Source organism: Pseudomonas sp. Irchel s3f10, from assembly GCF_900187515.1.
In the GTDB taxonomy this organism is placed as follows: domain Bacteria; phylum Pseudomonadota; class Gammaproteobacteria; order Pseudomonadales; family Pseudomonadaceae; genus Aquipseudomonas; species Aquipseudomonas tensinigenes.
On sequence record NZ_FYDZ01000011.1, the window covers coordinates 40,580 to 63,052 of the forward strand.

Annotated in this window: 21 protein-coding genes and 1 pseudogene; 9 read left to right on the forward strand and 13 right to left on the reverse strand. The window is 57.9% G+C overall.

What is annotated here, in order from left to right; genetic code table 11:
* Positions 1-27: 27 nt before the first annotated feature.
* From dbpA to yccS, 3 genes are all read left to right on the forward strand, one after another.
* A complete protein-coding gene (gene dbpA, locus CKW17_RS21290; protein WP_008085781.1) occupies positions 28-1,413 on the forward strand; it encodes an ATP-dependent RNA helicase DbpA in 1,386 nt (461 codons plus the stop codon).
* Between the two features lie 137 nt (positions 1,414-1,550).
* On the forward strand, positions 1,551-2,729 hold the full coding sequence (locus CKW17_RS21295; RefSeq protein WP_095121437.1) for an NAD(P)/FAD-dependent oxidoreductase: 1,179 nt from the start codon (positions 1,551-1,553) through the stop codon (positions 2,727-2,729).
* 230 nt (positions 2,730-2,959) lie between these two features.
* The gene (gene yccS / locus CKW17_RS21300; RefSeq protein ID WP_095121439.1) at positions 2,960-5,152 is read left to right on the forward strand and encodes a YccS family putative transporter; all 2,193 of its coding nucleotides are present in this window, start codon (positions 2,960-2,962) and stop codon (positions 5,150-5,152) included.
* Between the two features lie 112 nt (positions 5,153-5,264).
* On the opposite strand, the gene CKW17_RS21305 is transcribed toward yccS, so the two are convergent.
* A complete protein-coding gene (locus tag CKW17_RS21305; protein WP_095121441.1) occupies positions 5,265-6,002 on the reverse strand; it encodes an ABC transporter substrate-binding protein in 738 nt (245 codons plus the stop codon).
* Positions 6,003-6,257: 255 nt separating this feature from the next.
* Here CKW17_RS21305 and CKW17_RS21310 point away from each other — a divergent pair, with 255 nt between their 5' ends.
* Positions 6,258-6,710 carry a GNAT family N-acetyltransferase gene (locus tag CKW17_RS21310; RefSeq protein ID WP_034153611.1) on the forward strand — a complete coding sequence of 151 codons (453 nt, stop codon included), beginning with the start codon at positions 6,258-6,260 and terminating at the stop codon, positions 6,708-6,710.
* Positions 6,711-6,897: 187 nt separating this feature from the next.
* Here the strand turns inward: CKW17_RS21310 and CKW17_RS21315 are convergent, their stop codons facing one another.
* The 3 genes from CKW17_RS21315 to CKW17_RS21325 are packed head-to-tail and all read right to left on the reverse strand — an operon-like array spanning position 6,898 to position 9,881.
* Positions 6,898-7,194 carry a helix-turn-helix domain-containing protein gene (locus CKW17_RS21315; protein WP_007913779.1) on the reverse strand — a complete coding sequence of 99 codons (297 nt, stop codon included), beginning with the start codon at positions 7,192-7,194 and terminating at the stop codon, positions 6,898-6,900.
* A 24-nt stretch (positions 7,195-7,218) separates the two neighbouring features.
* Complete coding sequence (locus CKW17_RS21320; protein WP_095121442.1) at positions 7,219-7,713, reverse strand: M48 family metallopeptidase; 495 nt, start codon at positions 7,711-7,713, stop codon at positions 7,219-7,221.
* A 44-nt stretch (positions 7,714-7,757) separates the two neighbouring features.
* Positions 7,758-9,881, reverse strand: a complete 2,124-nt coding sequence (locus tag CKW17_RS21325; RefSeq protein WP_016987240.1) for a bifunctional diguanylate cyclase/phosphodiesterase — start codon at positions 9,879-9,881, stop codon at positions 7,758-7,760.
* Between the two features lie 319 nt (positions 9,882-10,200).
* Here CKW17_RS21325 and CKW17_RS21330 point away from each other — a divergent pair, with 319 nt between their 5' ends.
* Positions 10,201-10,869 carry a polysaccharide lyase family 7 protein gene (locus CKW17_RS21330; protein ID WP_095121443.1) on the forward strand — a complete coding sequence of 223 codons (669 nt, stop codon included), beginning with the start codon at positions 10,201-10,203 and terminating at the stop codon, positions 10,867-10,869.
* Between the two features lie 145 nt (positions 10,870-11,014).
* On the opposite strand, the gene CKW17_RS21335 is transcribed toward CKW17_RS21330, so the two are convergent.
* A complete protein-coding gene (locus CKW17_RS21335; RefSeq protein WP_095121445.1) occupies positions 11,015-11,425 on the reverse strand; it encodes a hypothetical protein in 411 nt (136 codons plus the stop codon).
* Positions 11,426-12,240: 815 nt separating this feature from the next.
* Between CKW17_RS21335 and CKW17_RS21340 the strand changes: the two genes are divergently transcribed.
* The 3 genes and pseudogenes from CKW17_RS21340 to CKW17_RS21350 form a co-directional block, all read left to right on the forward strand.
* The gene (locus CKW17_RS21340) at positions 12,241-12,603 is read left to right on the forward strand and encodes a DUF6124 family protein (protein ID WP_095121447.1); all 363 of its coding nucleotides are present in this window, start codon (positions 12,241-12,243) and stop codon (positions 12,601-12,603) included.
* Between the two features lie 101 nt (positions 12,604-12,704).
* Positions 12,705-12,956: a helix-turn-helix domain-containing protein gene (locus CKW17_RS21345; protein ID WP_095121449.1), complete on the forward strand. Its 252-nt coding sequence runs from the start codon at positions 12,705-12,707 to the stop codon at positions 12,954-12,956.
* Positions 12,953-13,150, forward strand: a pseudogene (locus tag CKW17_RS21350) (HipA N-terminal domain-containing protein); the annotation flags it as partial. The gene CKW17_RS21345 and the pseudogene CKW17_RS21350, both read left to right, overlap by 4 nt.
* A gap of 25 nt (positions 13,151-13,175) precedes the next feature.
* Here CKW17_RS21350 and CKW17_RS21355 read toward each other — a convergent pair.
* The 8 genes from CKW17_RS21355 to tkt all read right to left on the reverse strand — a co-directional run bounded on the left by CKW17_RS21355 (position 13,176) and on the right by tkt (position 21,199).
* Positions 13,176-14,450, reverse strand: coding sequence for a type II toxin-antitoxin system HipA family toxin (locus CKW17_RS21355; RefSeq protein ID WP_095121451.1), 1,275 nt, complete (start codon positions 14,448-14,450; stop codon positions 13,176-13,178).
* A complete protein-coding gene (locus CKW17_RS21360; protein WP_224794649.1) occupies positions 14,443-14,706 on the reverse strand; it encodes a helix-turn-helix transcriptional regulator in 264 nt (87 codons plus the stop codon). The genes CKW17_RS21355 and CKW17_RS21360 overlap by 8 nt, the downstream gene beginning before the upstream one ends.
* Before the next feature lie 145 nt (positions 14,707-14,851).
* Complete coding sequence (gene fba / locus CKW17_RS21365; RefSeq protein WP_007913760.1) at positions 14,852-15,916, reverse strand: class II fructose-bisphosphate aldolase; 1,065 nt, start codon at positions 15,914-15,916, stop codon at positions 14,852-14,854.
* A gap of 252 nt (positions 15,917-16,168) precedes the next feature.
* Positions 16,169-16,501, reverse strand: a complete 333-nt coding sequence (locus CKW17_RS21370) for an MliC family protein (RefSeq protein WP_008081029.1) — start codon at positions 16,499-16,501, stop codon at positions 16,169-16,171.
* Positions 16,502-16,558: 57 nt separating this feature from the next.
* A complete protein-coding gene (locus tag CKW17_RS21375) occupies positions 16,559-16,780 on the reverse strand; it encodes a hypothetical protein (RefSeq protein WP_007913756.1) in 222 nt (73 codons plus the stop codon).
* Between the two features lie 34 nt (positions 16,781-16,814).
* Positions 16,815-17,978, reverse strand: a complete 1,164-nt coding sequence (locus CKW17_RS21380) for a phosphoglycerate kinase (RefSeq protein ID WP_007913753.1) — start codon at positions 17,976-17,978, stop codon at positions 16,815-16,817.
* 12 nt (positions 17,979-17,990) lie between these two features.
* Complete coding sequence (gene epd / locus CKW17_RS21385; RefSeq protein WP_095121452.1) at positions 17,991-19,043, reverse strand: erythrose-4-phosphate dehydrogenase; 1,053 nt, start codon at positions 19,041-19,043, stop codon at positions 17,991-17,993.
* Positions 19,044-19,201: 158 nt separating this feature from the next.
* Positions 19,202-21,199, reverse strand: a complete 1,998-nt coding sequence (tkt, locus tag CKW17_RS21390; protein ID WP_095121454.1) for a transketolase — start codon at positions 21,197-21,199, stop codon at positions 19,202-19,204.
* Between the two features lie 270 nt (positions 21,200-21,469).
* Here tkt and CKW17_RS21395 point away from each other — a divergent pair, with 270 nt between their 5' ends.
* Complete coding sequence (locus CKW17_RS21395; RefSeq protein ID WP_095121456.1) at positions 21,470-22,465, forward strand: metalloregulator ArsR/SmtB family transcription factor; 996 nt, start codon at positions 21,470-21,472, stop codon at positions 22,463-22,465.
* The last annotated feature ends 8 nt before the right edge of the window (positions 22,466-22,473 follow it).

A 22,473-nucleotide genomic window follows, 5' to 3' on the forward strand; every position in this document is an offset into this window, starting at 1 on the left:
CGACATTTTGTTTTGCAGGCCAGTCCCGTGACCACCATCGCCACCGCTTTTAATACTCTGCCGCTGTCCGCCGCCATGCTGGCTAACCTCGAATCCCTCGGTTATGCCCAGATGACGCCGATCCAGGCGCAGAGCTTGCCGGTGATCCTCAAGGGGATGGACCTGATCGCTCAGGCCAAGACCGGCAGCGGCAAAACCGCCGCGTTCGGCATCGGCCTGCTCAACCCGATCAACCCGCGCTACTTTGGTTGCCAGGCACTGGTGATCTGCCCGACGCGTGAGCTGGCCGACCAGGTCGCCAAGGAAATCCGTCGTCTGGCCCGTGCCGAAGACAACATCAAGGTCCTGACCCTGTGCGGCGGCGTGTCCTTCGGCCCGCAGATCGCCTCGCTGGAACACGGCGCGCACATCATCGTCGGCACCCCGGGCCGCATCCAGCAACACCTGCGCAAAGGTTCGCTGGTCCTCGATGGCCTGAACACGCTGATCCTCGACGAAGCCGACCGCATGCTCGACATGGGTTTCTACGACGCCATCGAAGACATCATCGTCAAGACCCCGGAGCGTCGTCAGACCCTGCTGTTCTCCGCCACTTACCCGGTGGGCATCAAGCAACTGGCGTCGAAATTCATGCGTGATCCGCAAACGGTGAAAGCCGAAGCGTTCCACGATGACACGCAGATCGAGCAGCGTTTCTACGAGATTTCCCCGGAAGATCGCATGAGCGTAGTGACCAAAGTCCTGCACCACTTCCGTCCGGCGTCCTGCGTGGCGTTCTGCTTCACCAAGCAGCAAGTGCAGGAAACCGTTGATCACCTGACCGCCAAAGGCATTTCCGCCGTTGGCCTGCACGGCGATCTGGAACAGCGTGACCGCGATCAGGTGCTGGCGATGTTCGCCAACCGCAGTACTTCGGTACTGGTCGCCACCGACGTCGCCGCCCGTGGTCTGGACATCGATGCGCTGGACATGGTGATCAACGTCGAACTGGCCCGCGATTCGGAAATCCACATTCACCGCGTCGGCCGTACCGGTCGCGCTGGCGAGAAAGGCATCGCGATCAGCCTGGTTGCTCCGGGTGAAGCGCACCGCGCGCAAGCCATCGAACAGCTGCAGAAATCGCCGCTGAACTGGGATCAGGTCGATAACCTCAAGTCCCAAGGCCTCGCCCCGCTGCAGCCGCCGATGACCACGCTGTGCATCGGTGCCGGTCGTAAAGACAAAGTGCGTCCGGGCGACATTCTCGGTGCATTGACTGGCGACGCCGGCATTCCGGGTGCGCAGGTTGGCAAGATCGCGATTTTCGACTTCCAGGCTTATGTAGCCGTGGACCGCACCGTGGCCATGCAGGCCTTGCAGCGTCTGAACGACGGCAAGATCAAGGGCCGTTCGCTGCGCGTACGCATCCTTTAAGAACAACGTAACTCCCCTGTAGGAGCTGCCGCAGGCTGCGATCTTTTGACTTTGTTTTTTAAGAGCAAGATCAAAAGATCGCAGCCTGCGGCAGCTCCTACAGTTCGTTTTGTGGTGACATTTCTGAGGACACCGTTTTGCGCTCTACCGAAGTCGTGATCATTGGCGCTGGCGCCGCTGGGTTGATGTGTGCACTGACCGCCGCCGGGCGTGGGCGTCAGGTGTTGCTGCTCGACCACGCGAACAAGGCCGGCAAGAAAATCCTGATGTCGGGCGGTGGCCGCTGCAATTTCACCAACATGTACACCGAGCCGAGCAATTTCCTCTCGCAGAACCCGCATTTCTGCAAATCGGCACTGGCGCGCTACACCCAGTGGGATTTCATCGGCATGGTAGGCAAGCACGCCGTGCCGTACCACGAGAAAAAACTCGGCCAGTTGTTCTGCGATAACAAATCCAGCGACATCCTCGAAATGCTCCTGACCGAGTGCGATCAGGCCGGCGTCGAACTGCATCTGGACACGTCGATCCAGACGATCGAGAAGGTCGAAAGCGGTTACCTGCTCGACACCACCCTCGGTCAGGTTCAATGCCAGTCGCTGGTGATCGCCACCGGCGGTCTGTCGATCCCGACGCTGGGCGCCACCGGGTTCGGTTATCAGGTCGCCAAACAGTTCGGCCATGAGTTGCTGCCGACCCGCGCCGGGCTGGTGCCGTTCACCATCACCGATCAGCTCAAGGAGCTCTGCACCGAGTTGTCCGGGACGTCGGTGGATTGTCTGGTCAGCTGCAACGATCAGAGCTTTCGCGAGAACATCCTGTTCACTCACCGTGGCCTCAGCGGTCCGGCGATTTTGCAGATCTCCTCGTTCTGGGAATCTGGCGACACGGTGGAGATCAACCTGCTGCCGGATCACGACGCCGCGAGCTGGTTGCAGCAGCAAGTGGCCGAGCGCCCGAACAGCGAATTGAAAACCCTGCTGGGTGAGATCTTCACCAAGAAGATGGCCAATCTGCTGGCGGACAACTGGTTCGTGTCCAAGCCGATGAAGCAGTACACCCATGCCGAATTGGCGGAGATTGCCGACAAGCTCGGCAGCTGGAAAGTCGTGCCAGCGGGGACTGAGGGTTATCGCACAGCCGAGGTAACGCTCGGTGGCGTCGATACCCGCGAAGTATCCTCCAAGACTATGGAATCGCTGAAAAGCCCTGGCCTGTACTTCATCGGTGAAGTGCTCGATGTCACCGGCCATCTGGGCGGTTTCAACTTTCAGTGGGCCTGGGCCTCCGGCTACGCTGCCGCGCAGTACGCTTAACTCAAAGCCAAATACAAAACCCTGTAGGAGTGAGCCTGCTCGCGATAGCGGTGAATCAGTCGATGAATTCATTGGCTGACACACCGCTATCGCGAGCAGGCTCACTCCTACAGTTGTTATGTGTGATGCAGTAAGGAACACTTTTTGCTGTCAGATGTGATCGGCGCCATTGCGTCGGCGTCATTACTGGCTCAATTTAGCGGCATCGCCTCGGAAGGCCTTCGCACTTCATGTCCTCGACCTCGTTTCGTCAGTCTTTGCGGCGCCTGTGGGCGCTGGATAAATTCAGCTACAGCGTGCGGGTGTTCATCGCCCTGACCGGCAGCATGGCGCTGTGTTGGTATCAGGATGAAATGGGCCTGCTGATCCCGTTGTTCCTGGGGATTATCGCCAGCGCCCTGGCCGAGACCGACGACAGTTGGCAGGGCCGCCTCAATGCCCTCGCCGTGACGCTGGTGTGTTTCAGTATCGCCGCGCTCTCGGTGGAATTGCTCTTCCCCTACCCCATCGTCTTCGCCATTGCATTGGCGCTGGCCAGCTTCGGCCTGACCATGCTCGGTGCACTCGGCGAGCGTTATGGCGCGATTGCCTCGGCGACGTTGATTCTGTCGGTGTACACGATGATCGGCGTTGATCAGCGCGGTGGCGCGGTCACCGACTTCTGGCACGAGCCGATGCTGCTGGTGGCCGGTGCGGCGTGGTACGGCTTGCTCTCGGTGGTGTGGCAGGCGCTGTTTTCCAATCAGCCGGTGCAGCAGAGTCTGGCGCGGTTGTTCCGTGAACTGGGTTTTTACCTGAAGCTGAAATCCTCGCTGTTCGAGCCGATCCGGCAAATGGATGTGGAGGCGCGGCGTCTGGAACTGGCCCAGCAAAACGGTCGCGTGGTGGCGGCGCTGAACAGTGCCAAGGAAATCATCCTGCACCGCGTCGGCAACGGCCGCCCCGGTTCGAAAGTCAGCCGTTACCTGAAGCTGTACTTCCTTGCTCAGGACATCCACGAACGCGCCAGTTCTTCGCACTATCCGTACAACGCGCTGGCCGAAGCGTTCTTCCACAGCGACGTGCTGTTCCGCTGCCAGCGCCTGCTGCGCCAGCAAGGCAAAGCCTGCCGCGCTCTGGCCGAATCGATCCAGATGCGCCAGCCATTCATTTACGACGCCAGTTTCGCCGAAGCCCTGAGCGACCTCGACGCCTCCCTCGAACACCTGCGCATCCAAAGCAACCCGGCGTGGCGCGGATTGCTGCGTTCGCTGCGCGCACTGGCCGCCAACCTCGGCACCCTCGACCGTTTGCTAAGCGATGCGAGCAACCCCGATGCCTTGGCCGACGCCACCGACAGCAGCCTGCTCGACCGTTCGCCGCGCAACCTCAAGGACGTCTGGATTCGTCTGCGTACGCAACTGACGCCGACTTCTCTGTTGTTCCGTCATGCCCTGCGCCTGCCCTTGGCCCTGAGTATCGGCTACGGCATGGTGCATTTGATTCACCCGTCGCAGGGTTACTGGATCATCCTCACCACGCTGTTCGTCTGCCAGCCGAACTATGGCGCGACGCGGCGCAAACTCGGGCAGCGGATCTTCGGCACCGCCATCGGCCTGACCGTGGCGTGGGCGCTGTTCGATCTGTTCCCGAGCCCACTGGTGCAGTCGTGTTTCGCCATCGCTGCCGGCGTGGTGTTCTTTACCAACCGCACCACCCGCTACACCCTGGCGACAGCGGCGATCACCATCATGGTGCTGTTCTGCTTCAACCAGGTCGGCGACGGTTACGGGCTGTTCCTGCCACGGTTGTTCGATACCTTGCTCGGCAGCCTGATTGCCGGCCTGACGGTGTTCCTGTTCCTGCCGGACTGGCAGGGTCGACGCCTGAACAAAGTGCTGGCCAACACCCTGACCTGCAACAGCATCTACCTGCGCCAGATCATGCAGCAATACGCCGCGGGCAAGAGTGACGACCTCGCTTATCGCCTGGCCCGGCGCAATGCGCACAACGCCGATGCGGCGCTGTCGACGACGCTGGCGAACATGCTCATGGAACCGGGGCATTTCCGTAAGGAAGCGGATGTCGGTTTTCGCTTTCTGGTGTTGTCGCACACGTTGTTGAGTTATCTGTCAGGGCTGGGTGCGCATCGGGAAACTCAGTTACCCGCTGATGTGCGCGAGCATTTGATCGATGGCGCCGGAGTGAAACTGGCGACGAGCATCGACGAAATTGCCCAGGGGCTGGCGAACAAGCAGCCGGTGGCGATTCAGAGTGACGAAGAAGAAGCGCTGGCCAATGAGCTGGAGCAGATGGCTGATGAGATCGATGAAGGGCAGCGGTTGGTGCAAACGCAATTGGCGTTGATCTGCCGACAGTTGGGGCCGTTGCGGACGTTGGCGGCGCATCTGATCAAGGACACCAGTGAGGTTAGCGCTGGCTGACAGGACGCCTTCGCGAGCAGGCTCGCTCCTACAGGGGAACGCATTTCAAATTGTAGGCCTTCGCCTGCTCGCGATAGCGACATCTGCCACACAGAGGATTCTGGATCGACCCTCACATCCCATGCTGCCTCAACAACTTGTCATAACTGCCATCCGCCTTCATCGCCGCAATCGCCTTATCAAACCCCGCGACAATCTGCTCATGCTGCGGATTCTTCAGGCTGACCAATATATGCAGGCTGTTCTCACTCAACGGCTTGGGCAAAAACTCCACCGAATTGCGCACCTTGGCTGATTCCCGCGCCAGGTAATACTTGGCCACATACTCATCTTCCAGCGTCAGCTTGACCCGATCCGCCGCGAGCATGCGCACGGCCATGGCGAAGTTGTGCACAGGGACTTTCTGCAACGCCGTGTCGGCATCGAACGGCGCCGAATAGGCGTAACCACGCACTACCGCGATCGGATAAGTGTGCAGTTGCTGCAGATTGGAGTATTCGAGTGGCGTGTCCTTGCGCTTGAGAAAGCGGATGCGATTGAGCAGGTATTCCCCGGAAAACTGGCCCAGCTTGGTCCGTTCGTCGTTGTACCAAGCGTTGACCAATACATCGTAACGCCCCTCGCCAACGCCAAGCAGCGCCCGCGCCCACGGCACCTGCTCGTAGCCGCTGGCATAACCGGCCCGGGCCAGCGCAGTTGTGACGATGTCGGTGGCCAGTCCGCCGTTGATCAGCGTGTCGTCGGTAAAGGGTGGCCAGATATCAAACACCAGCCGCAGCTTATCCGCTGCAGCGGTCTGAGCCAGCAAGAGCAATCCGGTCAAAGCAAAGGCTCGATGCAAACGCGGCATGCTTGAAAATCCTTAGCGGGCGAGTTGCCCAGCATGTTTTCAGTCAAAACCCCAAGGCCCCTTACCGGCAAAACCCAGGCCCTAACATTAGCTCATTGCAGCCAGTGCACAGGGCTCTCCAGCAGATTACACAAAGTCACCGCGGCTGCGAGAAAGGAATGATGGCATTTTGACCTTTGTCACAGACTCTTACGCCATACAGACATCTTTGCCGCAGGCGCTTAGTATCGGGCGACACGTTCAAGGAATCGGCACATGACAATCGAGTGGGTCTGCAAACATCACAGTGATCTGGGCAAGGAGCAGCTGTACGCGCTGTTGAAACTGCGCTCGGACGTGTTCGTGGTCGAACAGAAATGCGCCTATCCGGACCTCGACGGTCAGGATCTGGAAGGCGATACCTATCACCTGATGGGTTGGGAAGATGACCAGTTGATGGCGTACCTGCGCCTGCTGGATCCGGAATCCCAGGGTGGCGACGTGGTGATCGGCCGCGTGATTACCGCACCGCAAGGGCGCGGCAAAGGGCTGGGGCACGAAATGATGGAGCAGGCGTTGAAACAGGCCGAGAAGCATTGGCCGCAAGTGCCGATCTATCTGTCGGCGCAGGCGCATTTGCAGGGGTATTACGGTCGGTACGGGTTTGTTGTGGCGGGTGAGGAGTATCTGGAGGATGACATTCCACACATTGGGATGCGTCGTGCCTGAAAAGCCCTCACCCTAGCCCTCTCCCAGAGGGAGAGGGGACTGACCGAGTTGTCGTGCGTCAGACATCGACCTGCAAAACCGCGTCGATTATGGATTCACAGCAACACTTCCAGGTCGGCGTACTTCTCCAATATCCCCCAATCAGTCCCCTCTCCCTCTGGGAGAGGGTTAGGGTGAGGGGCTCTTTTCAGGGATACTCCAGAACAGCCTTGATCTGCCGCAAATTACGCTCGATCCACCCGCGATCAATCGCCCCCCACTCACGAATCCGATAGCGCCCCGCATGGTTGCGCGCGCCCTCTTCCTGCTCGAATTCACACACGATATCCAGATCCGCCAACGCGGCAATCGTGTCCTGCGCCGTGCGCCGGGGCATGCCGGTCACTTCGGTCAGCGTCGGCACACTCGGCGCCAGACCGCTGTCGATCAGGTACGCCACATACAAGCGGCGGTAGAAACTGCTTTTGGTCTTGCTGACGTCCATCCCCACCTTCCTGGTTGCGTACTGTTAAGCCTGCAGATCCCGCCATGTCAGGTACACGCGCAGATCAAACTCGACCTGGTGATACCCCGGCAGCATGTGCTCGCACAATTTATAGAACGCCTTGTTGTGATCCGATTCCTTGAAGTGCGCCAGTTCATGCACCACGATCATTTTCAGAAAGTCCGGCGCGGCATCCTTGAACAACGAGGCGATACGAATCTCTTTCTTGGCCTTGAGCTTGCCGCCCTGCACCCGCGAAACCGTGGTGTGCAGACCCAGTGCCCGGTGGGTCAGGTCGAGGCGGTTGTCGAACAGCACCTTGTCGATGGCCGGCGCGTTGCGCAGGTATTCCTGCTTCAGGTCCAGCGCGTAGCTGTACAAGGCCTTGTCGCTCTGCACGTCGTGGCGCCCCGAATAGCGTTGATTCAGGTATTCGCCCAGACGCCCTTCGGCGATCAGTTGGCGCACCTGATCCTGCAATTGCGCGGGATAGGCCTGGAGGTACTTCAACACAGTCATGGACGAGCGACACGGTTCGAAAAAGGTCCGCCAGTGTAGCGAATTCAACCGGGCAGTGCGCTCCAGTCGAACGGCTCGGCGAAGCTGGCAGCGTCCTCGGCGATCAGTGGCCGCGCCACGAGGAAGCCTTGCACGTACTCGCAGCCGTGGGCTTGCAGCCATTGGTATTGCTCGATGGTTTCCACCCCTTCGGCAATCACCAGCAAACCGTATTGCTTGCACAGACTGATGACCGTGCTGACCAGTGAGGCGTCCCGTTTGGAGTCCGGCAATCGCGCGATGAGATGGCGATCGAGTTTTAGCGTATCGAGTTCCAGATCGCGCAAATGCGCCAACGAACACGGCCCGGAACCGAAGTCATCCAGCGCCACGCGCACACCGAGATTGCGCAGCAAACGCAGTTGTTTGCGGGTTTCGTCGGGGTTTTGCATCAGTGCTTCTTCGGTGACCTCAACCTCCAGTTGCCGTGGCTGCAAGGCGTGTCGCTCCATGACCTGACGCAACTCGGTGACCAGATTCGGCAGGCTGAACTGGGTGTTGCTCAAACTCACACCGAGCACCAGATCTTCGGCAAACAGGGTTTCCCAGGCTTTGCGCTGGCCGGCGCCGCGATGATAGATCCAGCTGCCGAGGCGACTGATCAAACGCGCCTCTTCCAGCAACGGCAGAAACAGCCCCGGCGGCACATCGCCCACGCTCGGGTGCTGCCAGCGCAATAACGCTTCGAAGCCACGAATCTGGCCAGTGTCGATGGCCACTTGCGGCTGATACACCAAGTTGAAATCGCGGTTTTCGATGGCTGCACGCACACTCTCTTCGAGCATCAACCGCGAGCGCGCCCGGCCATTCATTTCATGATCATAAAAGCGATATTGCTGACGTCCGGCGCGCTTGGCCTCGTACATGGCGATATCGGAGGCACGCAGCAATCCGTCAAGGTTGGAGCCGCAGTCCGGGTAAGTGGCGATGCCGATGCTGGCACCCAGCGCGATGTCCAACCCTTCGATCTGCTGACAGATCGACACCCGCTCAATGAGCTTTTCGGCAATCTTCGCCGCTTGCTCGGGGAATTCCAGATCCAGCAATGCTGTGAACTCGTCCCCGCCCATCCGCGCGAGGATGTCGAACGGCCGCAAACAGGCCTTCAACTGCTCGGAGACCCAGCGCAGCACACGATCGCCGGCATCGTGACCGAGCGAATCGTTGACCCGCTTGAAGCCGTCGAGATCCAGATACAGCAGCACCCAACTGCTATCACTGCGCTCACCACGCAGCAGCAGATTTTCAACGGTCTGGTAGAACCCGCGACGGTTGAGCAAACCGGTCAACGGATCGGTGACCGCTTGAAATTCGAGCTGCTGGTGCAAGTGCCGCACCACCGACATGTCCAGCACAGTCACCACCATCGCGTGTTGCTCGGCGGGCAACGCCGCACAGGACAGCGCCACCGGCACTTGCTGGCCGGGCGCGGTGCGCAGCAAGGCGTCGTGCAGTCTTAATGTTTCGCCACGCTTGTAGCTGGCATAAAACTCGGAATCGGCCCACAGCGGAATGTGCGGTTTCTGAAGAAAATCGAGAAACTCCTTACCTTCCAGCTCCTTCACCGGCGCATTCAGCAAACGCGAAATCGCCGGATTGGCAAAGCGGATCAAACCGTCCTCGCCCACCACCAATATCCCCTCGGCAGCGTTATCCAGCACCGAGGCATTGAAGGCGCGCGCCACTTCCAGGTCATGACTCAGGCGCTGCAACGCGCGGCGATTGCGCTGGTGTTCCAGCAACGCCTGCACTTTGGGCTTGAGAATCTGTGGGTCGAACGGTTTGAACAGGTAATCCACCGCGCCACTGGCGTAGCCCTTGATCACGGCGTCCTGGGATTGCTCGTTGGCAGTCAGAAAGATAATCGGCGTCAGGCGCGTGCGCTGGCTGCCACGCATCAGCCGCGCGACTTCAAAGCCGTCCATGCCCGGCATCTGCACGTCCAGCAGCACCAGGTCGACATCGTGGGAGAGCAGAATATTGAGCGCTTCGAAACCGGAGGCTGCGGTGAGGACATGCCAATCCTGGCGCTGCAGCAACGCGCGCATGCTGATCAGATTTTCAGGGTAATCATCAACGATCAAAAGGACAGAGCTGCCTTCACCTGGCGGGGGTTGCGCGCATTCCATGCTGCTTCTCTTGTCGGGACTTCAGGGCGATTCCGGTAAAACCGTACATACATCGAGCCTTCACTCTAGTCGTGGATCCGAAAAAGCAGAAGCTGTCATCAGGCCATCATTTAACCAAAGCGTGAGTTTGCCGACTAACGGTCACCGCTGAAGCCCCCGGAAACCGGCAGAGATGGCATTTCGACAGGATGTTGACGTCAATCATCTGCCAAACGGGCATTAACAAAAAATCCCTCTACGCTTATAAAGGCCGCCCCAAAACGTGCGGGCTAGAGCTTCTGGCACGTACGTGCAGTGAAACTTGAGTGGAAGAACCGACATGATCGATCTCGCAACCTGGAACCTCAGCGTTCCCGTTGGCAGCCCGCCATACACCGTCGAAACCTCCAAACTGGTGAACGGCTTCAAAGATCAGTACTTCCATTCCGACACCGGCACCTTGTTCTTCTGGTCACCGGTTACCGGGTCAAAAACCGAAAACGCCATTTATCCGCGCACTGAACTGCGGGAGACCTACAGCAACGGCACGCTGCGCAATTGGTATTACCCGGAGGCCGACAATTCGTTGCGTGCGACAGTGACGGTTAACAAAGTGCCGAGCTCCGGCAAGATCGTCATCGGCCAGATCCACGCTTATGAAAGCCAGAAGCCGATGGTCAAACTCGAATACCAGTACAAAACCAAAACCGAAACCGGCAACCTGGTGATCAAGGTGCGCATGCACCCCGATGACGACGAAAGCCGTGTCATCACCCTCGCCACCGGGGTCAAACTGGATCGCGAATTCAACTACCTCATCCACTTGAGCCCCGGCGGCGCGTTGGGTGTGAGTGCGGCGGGGTTTCAGTGGGACTCACAGATCAGCGCGACCTGGCGCAACAAGCCGTTGTACTTCAAGGCTGGGGTTTATGTGCAGGACAACACCGGGTATACGAGTGAGGGCGGGCAAGTGACCTTCAGCAAGCTGGATATTGATCATGACAAGTAACGACCGCGCGAAAAATATGTTTAGTTTTTGAAATCATTAGATAAATCAGGTGACGAAACAGACAACTCTTCGCCACCTGATTTATTATTTACCCATAACAAAACTATAAAAATAACAACCTATCCAATTACGCATGCCAAAACAGTTACTGCTTTTCTCCTTTGAAGTTAAATCTCCCTTCAACCTTTACTCCCGGCTTCGTGAAAAGAAAGCTCCCCTCTGGATATTCGCCGTTTTTTTTCAAAATCAATTTTCCATCACGATAATCGACCTGTCCCTGATCCGGGAAATCCGTGCGAGCGAAAATTTTGTCTTGACTGAATACGATGTCGTACTCACCCACAGCCATCATCCGATCAAATCGCAACATCACGAAGTAGTGTCGACCAGATACTTGCCCGTGCGCTTTAAAATAAAACCAGTCATCATAAGTTTGTCTGTATGGTCGGCTGTCATAGGTAATCGGGCCGTTTCCAACGTCCAGTGTAACGTCTACCATTCCAAAATCATCCATCTTTGGATATTTGTCCAAATCTTCCGTTTTGATAGAGCCCATACATTATTCACTCCAAAAATCAATTGAAGCGCCACAGTAAGAAAACACTCCCCCCTTTCCAACTGTCACTCCTGACAGGTTGTTAGATCATTTGGAAATCAAAAACCATTTCAACAACGAATAACAGGTAGAAACAATCAAAAAAGCTATAAGCGCTGAATATTCGCTCTTATTACCACCGAGAGTACCTACACCGACGCTTGATTGATGACCGACAACGTCGACGCAAAAGGCAACTGGCAAGGAGAAATAGACTGTTTGAGAGGTCATCCGACACTCAGTGCCATCCGCGCTCACGCGATGGAGGGCAGGCGCCATGCCTTGACCGGTTATCACTGGAAAGAAAAGCCTCTTCCCCAGTCAATTCACTGCGCTCATTCAAGTGCAGAGGCACCGCTTTACGGTGGGTTATTCGTTCAATTGAAGCGCTGGATGCTCGGTTGAGCCGCTTTTACATCCAGCCTTTAAACAGCGCTGTTTAGATCTGTCAGCAGTTACTTCCGGATGCCTACAACAGCTTGCGTCGTTGCCTACGGGTACGCCAGAATCCGCCGGCTTGTGCGCCTGGCGGGCCATCGGTAACTTGATTCGCGTCACTGATTTCCAGTGATCGGGTTTAGTAGCCCGTGGTTTCAAGCTTGGTGCACAAGCATCTGTCAGTCAGGTATTTCGATTCCTGCGCTTGATGGTAGCTGTGCGCAGGGCACCTTCGGGTGCGCCGGCTTGCTCGAAACCCCGGTCTACTAACCTGCGTACAGTTGCCTCCACTTTGATTAGTAGCCAGAGCGGGGGCACTCAAATCAGGTTTCGAGCAAATGATCAAATCAACGCCACACCCGCCGGTCACTGACCCGGCCTCCCCGTACGAATCCCTCAATTCCAAAAAACTCAACGACGCCGCCGAACGCGCCCTCGACCATTACCTCAAACCGTCCGCCTTCATCATGGCCAGCACGCATAAACCCGAGCCCATGTACCTCGCCAACCCGAAGTACAACACCGAATCCCTGCTGGCCAACGCCAGCGAAACCCTGGGTTCAGCCAGCGAAATGCTCAACAACTTCGCCGCCATGCTCGACACCTCACACCGCAAGACTGCACTGGGCATTGCGCAAGTGGTCATGCTCGGTGAACTGGCGGTGAATCAGGCGCTGGATCATGTCGAACTAAAGGAATAACCGCCCACAAAAAAACCCGCCTCATGGCGGGTTTCTTAGGTCAAATGGATTAAATGTTCCGCATACGATACATTGAGATCAAAATGTTACGGTAGCGCAACATGGATTACTCTCTATTGATCACCCGTCTCGGCATTCAATTACGTGAAAAACGTATAAATCGTGGCCTGACGCAGGCGCAGCTTGCCGATCTGGCGGGACTGACGCGATACAAAGTCATCGCGGTGGAGAAAGGCACCCTTTCTGTCGGCATGATCGCTTATGCGCGGGTTTTAGCTGCGCTGGACTGCGAACTCTCGGTGGTTCCAGTAACGATGCCAACCCTTGAAGAGCTTGGAGATTTATTCGAATGAAAATGTCCTCTCTTCAAGTCAGTACCCCTGAGGGTAATAGCGGCAGACTGTTCAGCGATGCCGAAGATTTCACTTTCCGTTATCACGAAGATGCATCGCCACCAATGGCGATCAGCCTCTTGATGCCTGTACGGCATGACGAGTTTCGTCGGCGTGAGTTGCACCCTGTATTTCAGCCTCGCGGCGGGCTCCTGAATAGCAATAAGCGCTAAAGCGTAGCTAACCGTTGCTATCTCCCAATACAGGCTTACGCTTCAATCCCGACCCAACCGAGTCATTCAAGGCAACTGTACGCCCGGCATCCCATTCGCGTTGCATCCCCACAAACAATTCAGCATCCACTCGCGACCGATGAGCAGTCAGTGCCTGACTCATTGCTTCAGCTATCCGGTCAATGATCAATGCCGGCCTATCCACCGCGCAGTGTTTGCGACCGAACTCGATCAGTTGCTGGCGATCCGGGTAGTCTTTGGTTTTATTCATTTTGATTGCCAGGGTACGGTCAACCAGTGACCGCCCGGACTTCGGGTTGTAGTTTTCATAGACCGTGGTGGTCGTAACATCGTAAATCGGGGCCAACTGCACGGTTTCTGGAGCCGCGGGCTGCGTGTATATCACGCCGAAGTTCTTCAAATGTGCATCGCCATTGCGCACCATCACCGAAAGGCAGACAGAGGAAAAGTATCGCTCCAGCTCTCGTATCGGTTCGGCATGGCGACATACCTGGCGGATGACAGCCGCGAGGATTTCATAGCTCTGCGAATACTTGTAATTGTCGTGAGGATCTTTGTTAAGACCCAACAGTACCGCCATGTCTTCGAAGCCGAGCCGGCCGGACGACGTCAGGTCAAACCGCTCCATGACAAACAGCTCACCGCTCTCGGAAAGCCAGAACGGTGGCGTTTCCAATCCTGCCAGCCTCGCCGCCTCCAGACACAAAAACTCGTTCTGGGCCAAGTGCTCATACTCCTCGGCTCCTGATTTGACGATAAGATCGGAGCTGAGCATGGTTTTTCGACTACCGGTGAGTTTGTCCAGGTCAGGCACTAGTACCTTGGGCTGCACTCCGGAAATACCCGACTCGAAGTAGGTTTCAACCAGAAAGTTGAAAACACCCTGAGAGGCGTCGGCAGACAGAATGTCTTGCAGACCGACCTGTGCGCGCACAGCGGTAGATGGCTCAGTCGGATTTTCATAAGTAAGGCGCCCAATCTGATTACCGCCAATGACCGATAGCAGGCGCATTTCATCGACCTGCATATGCTTGGCCATCCGGCGCTTGATCTGATCGGCCAGAAAACCTTCGGGCACATTCATATCAAATATTGGGTGCAGTACATTGCTCACTGCGGGCGTCGGGTCATAGGGCATGACCAACGAGACTTCCCGAGACGCTTCTACCGTCTGGTAGGCAAACGAGAACTGCGAACCTTTGGATAGCTCGCCCGCGCAGCCTTGCGGCGTCATGACGTTGAGTCGTTTGACCTTATTCATCATGCTCTACCAGATCGGCGAGCGACTTGAGATCGATTCGGTTGTCGACGATTTCAAGCGCCATGCCCAACGCGGCAATCACCCGGAACACGGTATAAAAAGCGACGTTTTCACCCGCCTCAAGATCGATGATGGTCTTGCGACTGCATTTGGCCTTGTGCGCCAGCATCAGCTGACTGTAGCCCTTGGCTTTTCGCAGCTGACGAATGCGTTCGGCGAATATCGCAGGATTGCTCAGGATCAAAATGTCACCCATACCGTACTTTAAGCTGATAAAAATCATTAAAGTTCACTATAGGTGACATTTCAAGTATGGATTCCCAAGTATTACCACCAAACATTTCACCCACAAAAAACCCGCCTGACGGCGGGTTTCTTTTAAACCAGTTCAACGCTCAGGCTCAGTTAACCTTAGCGTTCAACTCACCCTTCAGATAACGCTGGTACATCGCTTCCAGCGAGATCGGTTTGATCTTCGAAGCATTACCGGCAGTACCAAACGCTTCATAACGAGCGATACACACGTCACGCATCGCAGTCACAGTCGCGCCGAAGAATTTACGCGGGTCGAATTCGCTCGGGTTGGTGGCCATCAGGCGACGCATTGCGCCGGTGGACGCCAGGCGCAGGTCGGTGTCGATGTTGACCTTGCGCACGCCGTACTTGATGCCTTCGACGATTTCTTCAACCGGTACGCCGTAGGTTTCTTTGATGTCGCCGCCGTACTGGTTGATGATCGCCAGCCACTCTTGTGGCACCGACGAGGAACCGTGCATCACCAGGTGGGTGTTCGGGATGCGCTTGTGGATTTCCTTGATGCGGTCGATCGCCAGCACGTCACCGGTTGGTGGCTTGGTGAACTTGTAGGCGCCGTGGCTGGTGCCGATGGCGATGGCCAGGGCATCGACCTGGGTGCGTTTGACGAAGTCAGCGGCTTCTTCCGGGTCGGTCAGCATTTGGCTGTGATCCAGAACGCCTTCGGCGCCGATGCCGTCTTCTTCACCGGCCATGCCGGTTTCCAGCGAACCCAGGCAGCCCAGCTCGCCTTCTACCGAGACGCCGCAGGCGTGCGCCATGGCCACGGTTTGTTGGGTAACGCGGACGTTGTAGTCGTAGTCGGTCGGGGTCTTGCCGTCTTCGCCCAGCGAGCCGTCCATCATCACCGAGCTGAAGCCCAGTTGGATCGAACGCTGGCAGACGTCAGGGCTGGTGCCGTGATCCTGGTGCATGCACACCGGGATGTGCGGGAATTCTTCGATCGCGGCGAGGATCAGGTGACGCAGGAAAGGTGCGCCGGCGTATTTGCGAGCGCCGGCCGAAGCCTGAACGATCACCGGGGAGTCAGTCTTGTCAGCGGCTTCCATGATGGCGCGCATCTGCTCAAGGTTGTTGACGTTGAAAGCTGGAACGCCGTAGCCGAATTCGGCTGCGTGGTCCAACATCTGGCGCATGCTGATAAGTGCCATTGTGTGTGTCTCTCCCGGTTGAGGGTCGTTAATCGTGCCAGCCTGCCGGAGCGGCGGCGGCTATTCAAGTGATTGCAGATCGGGGGTTGAGGCCCGGCCTGGTGATTCGATAAAGCAAAATCCTGAGAACTACACAGAACCCCTGTAGGAGTGAGCCTGCTCGCGATAGCGGCCTGACAGTCGCTGCAGTACTGACTGCAGAATTGCTATCGCGAGCAGGCTCACTCCTACATTGGGCCTGCGGTGTTGCAATTATTCAGCTTTGCAGCCGCGGCCAATCAGGTCATTGGTGGCAACCCAGTACACCAGGCCTTCTTCACCCTTGACGTGAAACGCCAGCATGCCGTCGCTGTAAAGCGTGCCTGAAGCGCCCGGCTCTTCTTTCAGGCGATAGACCTGATCACCGCCACCCAGTCGTACGTCGACTTCCTTCTGGCCGGCATCGGCGTAACGCCACAGCACTTTGGCCTGGCTGTCGCAGGTCCAGGTCGTCCAGTTGTCCGCCGGAGCAGACGACTGAAACAGGTTCAACTGCGCGCAACCGCCCAACAATGCCAACGCCGCAATGGCGATCAAGCCTTTCATCCGTGTTCCTCGACTGACGGCACACGCCGCCAGCCCTGAGTTAAAGAGTCAGACCCGTCAAGGACAACCATGTTCCTTGGCCGGGGTTTGCGTCTCGTATTTGTCCAGACCGTCCGGCCCCGAGCGCTTGTTCAGCACCGGGTTGGTTTCGGCCTGCCAGTCGGCCTGATAACAGCCCTTCTGCGACTCGCTCGGCGCCGGCGTGGCTTCGGCCTTCGGGTTACTCCCGCAGGCCGCCAGCGTACCGGTCAGCAACAACAGCGCTAACGACTTGACCATGAAAACACTCCTTTGCCTGGCCAAACGGGCGGCCTCAGGCCTTGGCCCGGCTTTCCAGGACTTCAACGGCTGGCAGCACTTTGCCCTCGACGAATTCGAGGAACGCGCCACCGCCGGTGGAAATGTAGGAGATTTGCTCAGCCACGCCATATTTATCGATCGCAGCCAGAGTGTCGCCACCGCCAGCAATCGAGAATGCCGAGCTTTCAGCGATGGCCTGGGCCAGCACTTTGGTACCGTTGCCGAACTGGTCGAATTCGAACACGCCGACCGGACCGTTCCACAGAATGGTTTTCGACGATTTCAGCAGTTCGGCGAAATTGGCTGCGGTTTGCGGGCCGATGTCCAGAATCATGTCGTCAGCCGCGACGTCAGCGATCAGTTTGACGGTGGCTTCGGCGGTTTCGGCGAATTCTTTGGCAACCACGACGTCAACCGGCAGTGGCACACTGACTTTGGCAGCGATGGCACGTGCGGTGTCGAGCAGGTCCGGTTCGTACAGCGACTTGCCAACCGGGTGACCGGCCGCCGCGAGGAAGGTGTTGGCGATGCCGCCGCCGACGATCAGTTGATCGCAGATCTGGCTCAGGCTGTTCAGCACGTCGAGTTTGGTCGACACCTTGGAGCCGGCAACAATGGCCGCCATTGGCTGAGCCGGTGCGCCCAGCGCTTTGCCCAGCGCGTCCAGTTCAGCGGCCAGCAGTGGACCAGCGGCAGCGACTTTGGCGAACTTGGCTACGCCGTGGGTCGAACCCTCAGCGCGGTGAGCGGTGCCGAAAGCGTCCATCACGAACACGTCGCACAGGGCCGCGTATTGCTGGGCCAGTTCGTCAGCGTTCTTTTTCTCGCCTTTGTTGAAGCGCACGTTTTCGAACAGCACGATGTCGCCGGCCTTGACGTCAACGCCGCCCAGGTAATCAGCCACCAGCGGCACTTCGCGGCCCAAAGCCTTGCTCAGGTAGTCAGCGACTGGCTTGAGGCTGTTCTCGGCGGAGAACTCGCCTTCGGTCGGACGGCCAAGGTGCGAGCAGACCATCACGGCCGCGCCTTTTTCCAAGGCCAGCTTGATGGTCGGCAGCGAAGCCAGGATACGCGCATCGCTGGTGACAACACCGTCCTTGACTGGGACGTTGAGGTCTTCGCGGATCAATACGCGCTTACCTTGCAGATCGAGGTCGGACATCTTCAACACGGTCATGGGTCGCACTTCCTACGGTTTTTTTGAAGTTGCTGTTTGCAGATAGTGTTCTGCAACGTCCAGCATTCGGTTGGCAAAACCCCATTCGTTGTCGAACCAGGCCAGGATGTTCACCAGTTTGGGGCCGGAAACACGGGTCTGACTGGCATCGACGATGGCCGAATGTGGGTCATGGTTGAAATCACAACTGGCGTGCGGCAGCTCGGTGTAGGCGAGCAAGCCTTTGAGCGGGCCATTGGTGGCGGCTTCGCGCAGGATCCGGTTGACCTCATTGGCGTCAGTCGCGGTGGCGGTCTGCATCGTGATGTCGAGGCAGGACACGTTGACCGTCGGCACGCGTACGGCTTTGGCCTGAATTCGCCCGGCAAGTTCCGGCAGCAGGCGCTCGATGCCACGCGCCAGACCAGTGGACACCGGGATCACCGACTGGAACGCCGAACGGGTGCGGCGCAGGTCTTCGTGGTGATAGGCGTCGATCACCGGCTGATCGTTCATCGCCGAGTGAATGGTGGTGATCGACACGTAATCGAGGCCGATCGCCTTGTCGAGCAAGCGCAACAGCGGCACGCCGCAGTTGGTGGTGCAGGAGGCGTTGGACACCAGCAGTTCGTCGCCGGTCAGGCAATCCTGATTCACGCCATAAACGATGGTGGCGTCGACATCCGCCTCGCTGGCCATCGGCTGCGAGAACAACACGCGTGGCGCGCCAGCGTCGAGAAAGCGCTGACCGTCTTCACGGGTGTTATAGGCACCGGAGCATTCCAGCACCAGATCAACGCCCAGCGACGCCCAATCGATGCCTTCGGGGGTGGCACTGCGCAAAACCTTCACGCAGTCACCATTAATATGCAGACAATCGCCTTCTACTCGCACTTCGCCCGGAAAACGGCCGTGGGTGGAGTCGAAACGTGTCAGGTATTCGATGCTGGCCATGTCCGCCAGATCGTTGATCGCGACAATTTCAAACCCGGCTTTTTCGCCTCGCTCAAACAACGCACGCAAGACGCAACGACCAATCCGGCCGTAGCCGTTGAGTGCAACTTTGTAAGGACGCGGTTGAGGCATGGGGTTCTCAATAGTGTTCGCTGACAACATAACCCCATGTAGGAGCTGCCGAAGGCTGCGATCTTTTGATCCTGTTTTTAGATCAAGATCAAAAGATCGCAGCCTCCGGCAGCTCCTACAGGGGAACGCGGTGACCGGGGCCACCGCATTCGTACTGCTTAGTCTTCCAGCAGTTCTTCAGCCTGACCCAGGATGTTTTCCAGGGTGAAGCCGAACTCTTCGAACAGTGCCGAAGCCGGAGCCGATTCGCCGTAAGTGGTCATGCCGATCACGCGACCTTCCAGACCTACGTACTTGAACCAGAAGTCAGCGTGAGCCGCTTCGATCGCGATACGTGCGCTGACCTGCAACGGCAGCACGGCTTGCTTGTAGCCCGCGTCCTGAGCATCGAACACGCTGGTGCACGGCATGGAAACCACGCGCACTTTGCGACCTTGTTCGGTCAGCTTGTCGAAGGCCTGAACAGCGAGACCCACTTCCGAACCGGTGGCGATCAGGATCAGCTCAGGCTCGCCTGCGCAGTCCTTCAACACGTAACCGCCACGGCTGATGTCGGCAATCTGGCCGGCATCGCGTTCCTGGTGCTGCAGGTTCTGACGCGAGAAGATCAGCGCCGAAGGGCCGTCCTTACGCTCCAGAGCGTTTTTCCAGGCCACGGCCGATTCAACGGCATCGGCTGGACGCCAGGTGTCGAGGTTCGGCGTGGTACGCAGGCTGGTCAGTTGCTCGATCGGCTGGTGCGTCGGGCCGTCTTCGCCCAGACCGATGGAGTCGTGAGTGTAGACGTGGATCACTTGCTTCTTCATCAGCGCGGACATGCGCACGGCGTTGCGCGCGTATTCCATGAACATCAGGAAGGTCGCGCCGTAAGGCACCAGGCCGCCGTGCAGGGTCACGCCGTTCATGATTGCGGTCATGCCAAATTCGCGCACGCCGTAGTACATGTAGTTGCCGCTGGCATCTTCAGCGCTGACGCCTTTGCAACCTTTCCACAGGGTCAGGTTGGAACCGGCCAGGTCAGCCGAGCCGCCGAGCAGTTCCGGCAGCAACGGGCCGAACGCGTTCAGGGTGTTCTGGCTGGCTTTACGGCTGGCGATGGTTTCGCCTTTGGCCGCAACTTCAGCGATGTAAGCCGAAGTTTTTTCGGAGAAGTCAGCCGGCAGCTCACCGCTCAGGCGACGCACCAGTTCGTTGGCTTCGGTCGGGAACGCAGCGGAGTAGGCAGCGAAACGCTGATCCCACTCGGCTTCGGCCGCGCGACCTTTTTCCTTGGCATCCCACTCGGCATAGATGTCAGCCGGGATTTCGAACGGGCCGTGGTTCCAGTTCAGCGCCTGACGGGTCAGCGCGATTTCTGCGTCACCCAGTGGAGCGCCGTGGCAGTCTTCTTTGCCTTGCTTGTTCGGCGAGCCGAAACCGATGGTGGTCTTGCAGCAGATCAGGGTCGGCAGTGGGCTCTTGCGCGCGGTTTCGATGGCAGTCTTGATCTCTTCCGGATCGTGACCGTCAACGTTGCGGATCACCTGCCAGTTGTAGGCTTCGAAACGCTTCGGGGTGTCATCGGTGAACCAGCCTTCGACTTCGCCGTCGATGGAGATGCCGTTGTCATCGTAGAACGCGATCAGCTTGCCCAGACCCAGCGTACCGGCCAGGGAAGCGACTTCGTGGGAAATGCCTTCCATCATGCAGCCATCACCCAGGAACACGTAGGTGTGGTGGTCAACGATGTTGTGGTTTGGACGGTTGAACTGCGCAGCCAGAACTTTTTCTGCCAGAGCGAAACCGACGGCGTTGGCCAGACCCTGACCCAGCGGGCCAGTGGTGGTTTCAACGCCCGGGGTGTAACCGAATTCCGGGTGGCCCGGGGTGCGGCTGTGCAGTTGACGGAACTGCTTGAGGTCGTCGATCGACAGGTCGTAACCGGTCAGGTGCAGCAGCGAGTAGATCAACATCGAGCCATGGCCGTTGGACAGCACGAAGCGGTCACGGTCGGCGAACGATGGATTGCTTGGGTTGTGCTTGAGGTAGTCGCGCCAAAGCACTTCGGCGATATCTGCCATACCCATAGGGGCACCGGGATGGCCGCTGTTGGCTTTTTGCACGGCATCCATGCTGAGGGCACGAATGGCGTTGGCACGCTCACGACGGCTAGGCATCGCTGATCTCCTGGGTTCTGGTAAGTCGAAACGGAAAAAAGGAGGGCATTTTCCCTCACCGGGGCGCCTCGGGGCAATGACAGATAGTCATCGGGGGGCGTTTTTCCAATGGATAGCGGCGCTTTCTTTTGGTGAAACCTTTCCGCTACTCGTTTGTAGAGTTAACCGGTGAGTGAGAAGTGCAATAAAAAGCGCCATTGATCGAGCAATATCAAAACTTTTTGATATTGCCCTTGCGATGAATTCCCCCCGTCTCTAGACTGCGGCCCTATGAATTTACGCGTGCCTTCCATTCGCCATGACGATTGCGACGAGCTGGCGGCCCTGTGCAAGGCCGGCGGCGATCCGTTGCGCCTGAATGTACTGCGCGCGCTGGCCAACGACTCGTTCGGTGTTCTGGAACTGGCGCAGATTTTCGGCATCGGTCAGTCCGGCATGAGTCATCACCTCAAGGTACTGGCACAAGCCGACCTGGTGGCGACGCGCCGCGAAGGCAACGCGATTTTCTATCGCCGCGCCCTGCCCCACACCGAACTGCTCGGCGGCAAGTTGCACGCGGCATTGTTAGAAGAAGTCGACAATCTGGATCTGCCTGACGATGTGCAAGCGCGCATCGAGCAGGTTCACGGCCAGCGTGCCGCCGCCAGTCAGGACTTTTTCGCCCGGGTCGCGGAGAAATTTCGTGCCCAGCAAGACTTGATCGCAGGCCTGCCGCAGTACCGTGACAGCGTGCTGGCCCTGCTCGACAAACTGAACTTCGATGGCGCTGCCACGGCCATTGAAGTCGGCCCCGGCGATGGTGCTTTTCTGCCGGAACTGGCGCGTCGCTTCGGCACCGTAACCGCGCTGGACAACAGCCCGGCGATGCTCGAACTGGCGCGTCAGGTTTGCGTTCGTGAACAGCTGGCTAACGTCAGCCTGCAATTGGCCGATGCATTGAATGGCACAAGCCTTCAGGCCGATTGCGTAGTGTTGAACATGGTGTTGCACCATTTCGCCGCGCCGGCCGATGCGCTCAGGCACATGGCCGACCTGCTGCAACCGGGCGGTAGCCTGCTCGTGACAGAGTTATGTAGCCACAACCAGAGTTGGGCCAGGGAGGCCTGCGGTGATCTGTGGTTGGGGTTTGAACAGGACGATTTGGCCCGTTGGGCCACCGCTGCGGGACTCGTTCCCGGGGAAAGCCTCTATGTAGGCTTACGTAATGGTTTCCAGATCCAGGTCCGCCATTTTCAGCGACCGGCTGGCGACACTCACCATCGGTAAATTCAGGA

Excerpts from the sequence above, each read along its gene's own strand:
- yccS (WP_095121439.1), top strand. The coding sequence starts at position 2,960 with ATGTCCTCGACCTCGTTTCGTCAGTCTTTGCGGCGCCTGTGGGCGCTG.
- CKW17_RS21305 (WP_095121441.1), bottom strand. The coding sequence starts at position 6,002 with ATGCCGCGTTTGCATCGAGCCTTTGCTTTGACCGGATTGCTCTTGCTG.
- CKW17_RS21310 (WP_034153611.1), top strand. The coding sequence starts at position 6,258 with ATGACAATCGAGTGGGTCTGCAAACATCACAGTGATCTGGGCAAGGAG.
- CKW17_RS21315 (WP_007913779.1), bottom strand. The coding sequence starts at position 7,194 with ATGGACGTCAGCAAGACCAAAAGCAGTTTCTACCGCCGCTTGTATGTG.
- CKW17_RS21320 (WP_095121442.1), bottom strand. The coding sequence starts at position 7,713 with ATGACTGTGTTGAAGTACCTCCAGGCCTATCCCGCGCAATTGCAGGAT.
- CKW17_RS21325 (WP_016987240.1), bottom strand. The coding sequence starts at position 9,881 with ATGGAATGCGCGCAACCCCCGCCAGGTGAAGGCAGCTCTGTCCTTTTG.
- CKW17_RS21330 (WP_095121443.1), top strand. The coding sequence starts at position 10,201 with ATGATCGATCTCGCAACCTGGAACCTCAGCGTTCCCGTTGGCAGCCCG.
- CKW17_RS21335 (WP_095121445.1), bottom strand. The coding sequence starts at position 11,425 with ATGGGCTCTATCAAAACGGAAGATTTGGACAAATATCCAAAGATGGAT.
- CKW17_RS21340 (WP_095121447.1), top strand. The coding sequence starts at position 12,241 with ATGATCAAATCAACGCCACACCCGCCGGTCACTGACCCGGCCTCCCCG.
- CKW17_RS21345 (WP_095121449.1), top strand. The coding sequence starts at position 12,705 with ATGGATTACTCTCTATTGATCACCCGTCTCGGCATTCAATTACGTGAA.
- CKW17_RS21355 (WP_095121451.1), bottom strand. The coding sequence starts at position 14,450 with ATGAATAAGGTCAAACGACTCAACGTCATGACGCCGCAAGGCTGCGCG.
- CKW17_RS21360 (WP_224794649.1), bottom strand. The coding sequence starts at position 14,706 with ATGGGTGACATTTTGATCCTGAGCAATCCTGCGATATTCGCCGAACGC.
- fba (WP_007913760.1), bottom strand. The coding sequence starts at position 15,916 with ATGGCACTTATCAGCATGCGCCAGATGTTGGACCACGCAGCCGAATTC.
- CKW17_RS21370 (WP_008081029.1), bottom strand. The coding sequence starts at position 16,501 with ATGAAAGGCTTGATCGCCATTGCGGCGTTGGCATTGTTGGGCGGTTGC.
- CKW17_RS21375 (WP_007913756.1), bottom strand. The coding sequence starts at position 16,780 with ATGGTCAAGTCGTTAGCGCTGTTGTTGCTGACCGGTACGCTGGCGGCC.
- CKW17_RS21380 (WP_007913753.1), bottom strand. The coding sequence starts at position 17,978 with ATGACCGTGTTGAAGATGTCCGACCTCGATCTGCAAGGTAAGCGCGTA.
- epd (WP_095121452.1), bottom strand. The coding sequence starts at position 19,043 with ATGCCTCAACCGCGTCCTTACAAAGTTGCACTCAACGGCTACGGCCGG.
- tkt (WP_095121454.1), bottom strand. The coding sequence starts at position 21,199 with ATGCCTAGCCGTCGTGAGCGTGCCAACGCCATTCGTGCCCTCAGCATG.
- CKW17_RS21395 (WP_095121456.1), top strand. The coding sequence starts at position 21,470 with ATGAATTTACGCGTGCCTTCCATTCGCCATGACGATTGCGACGAGCTG.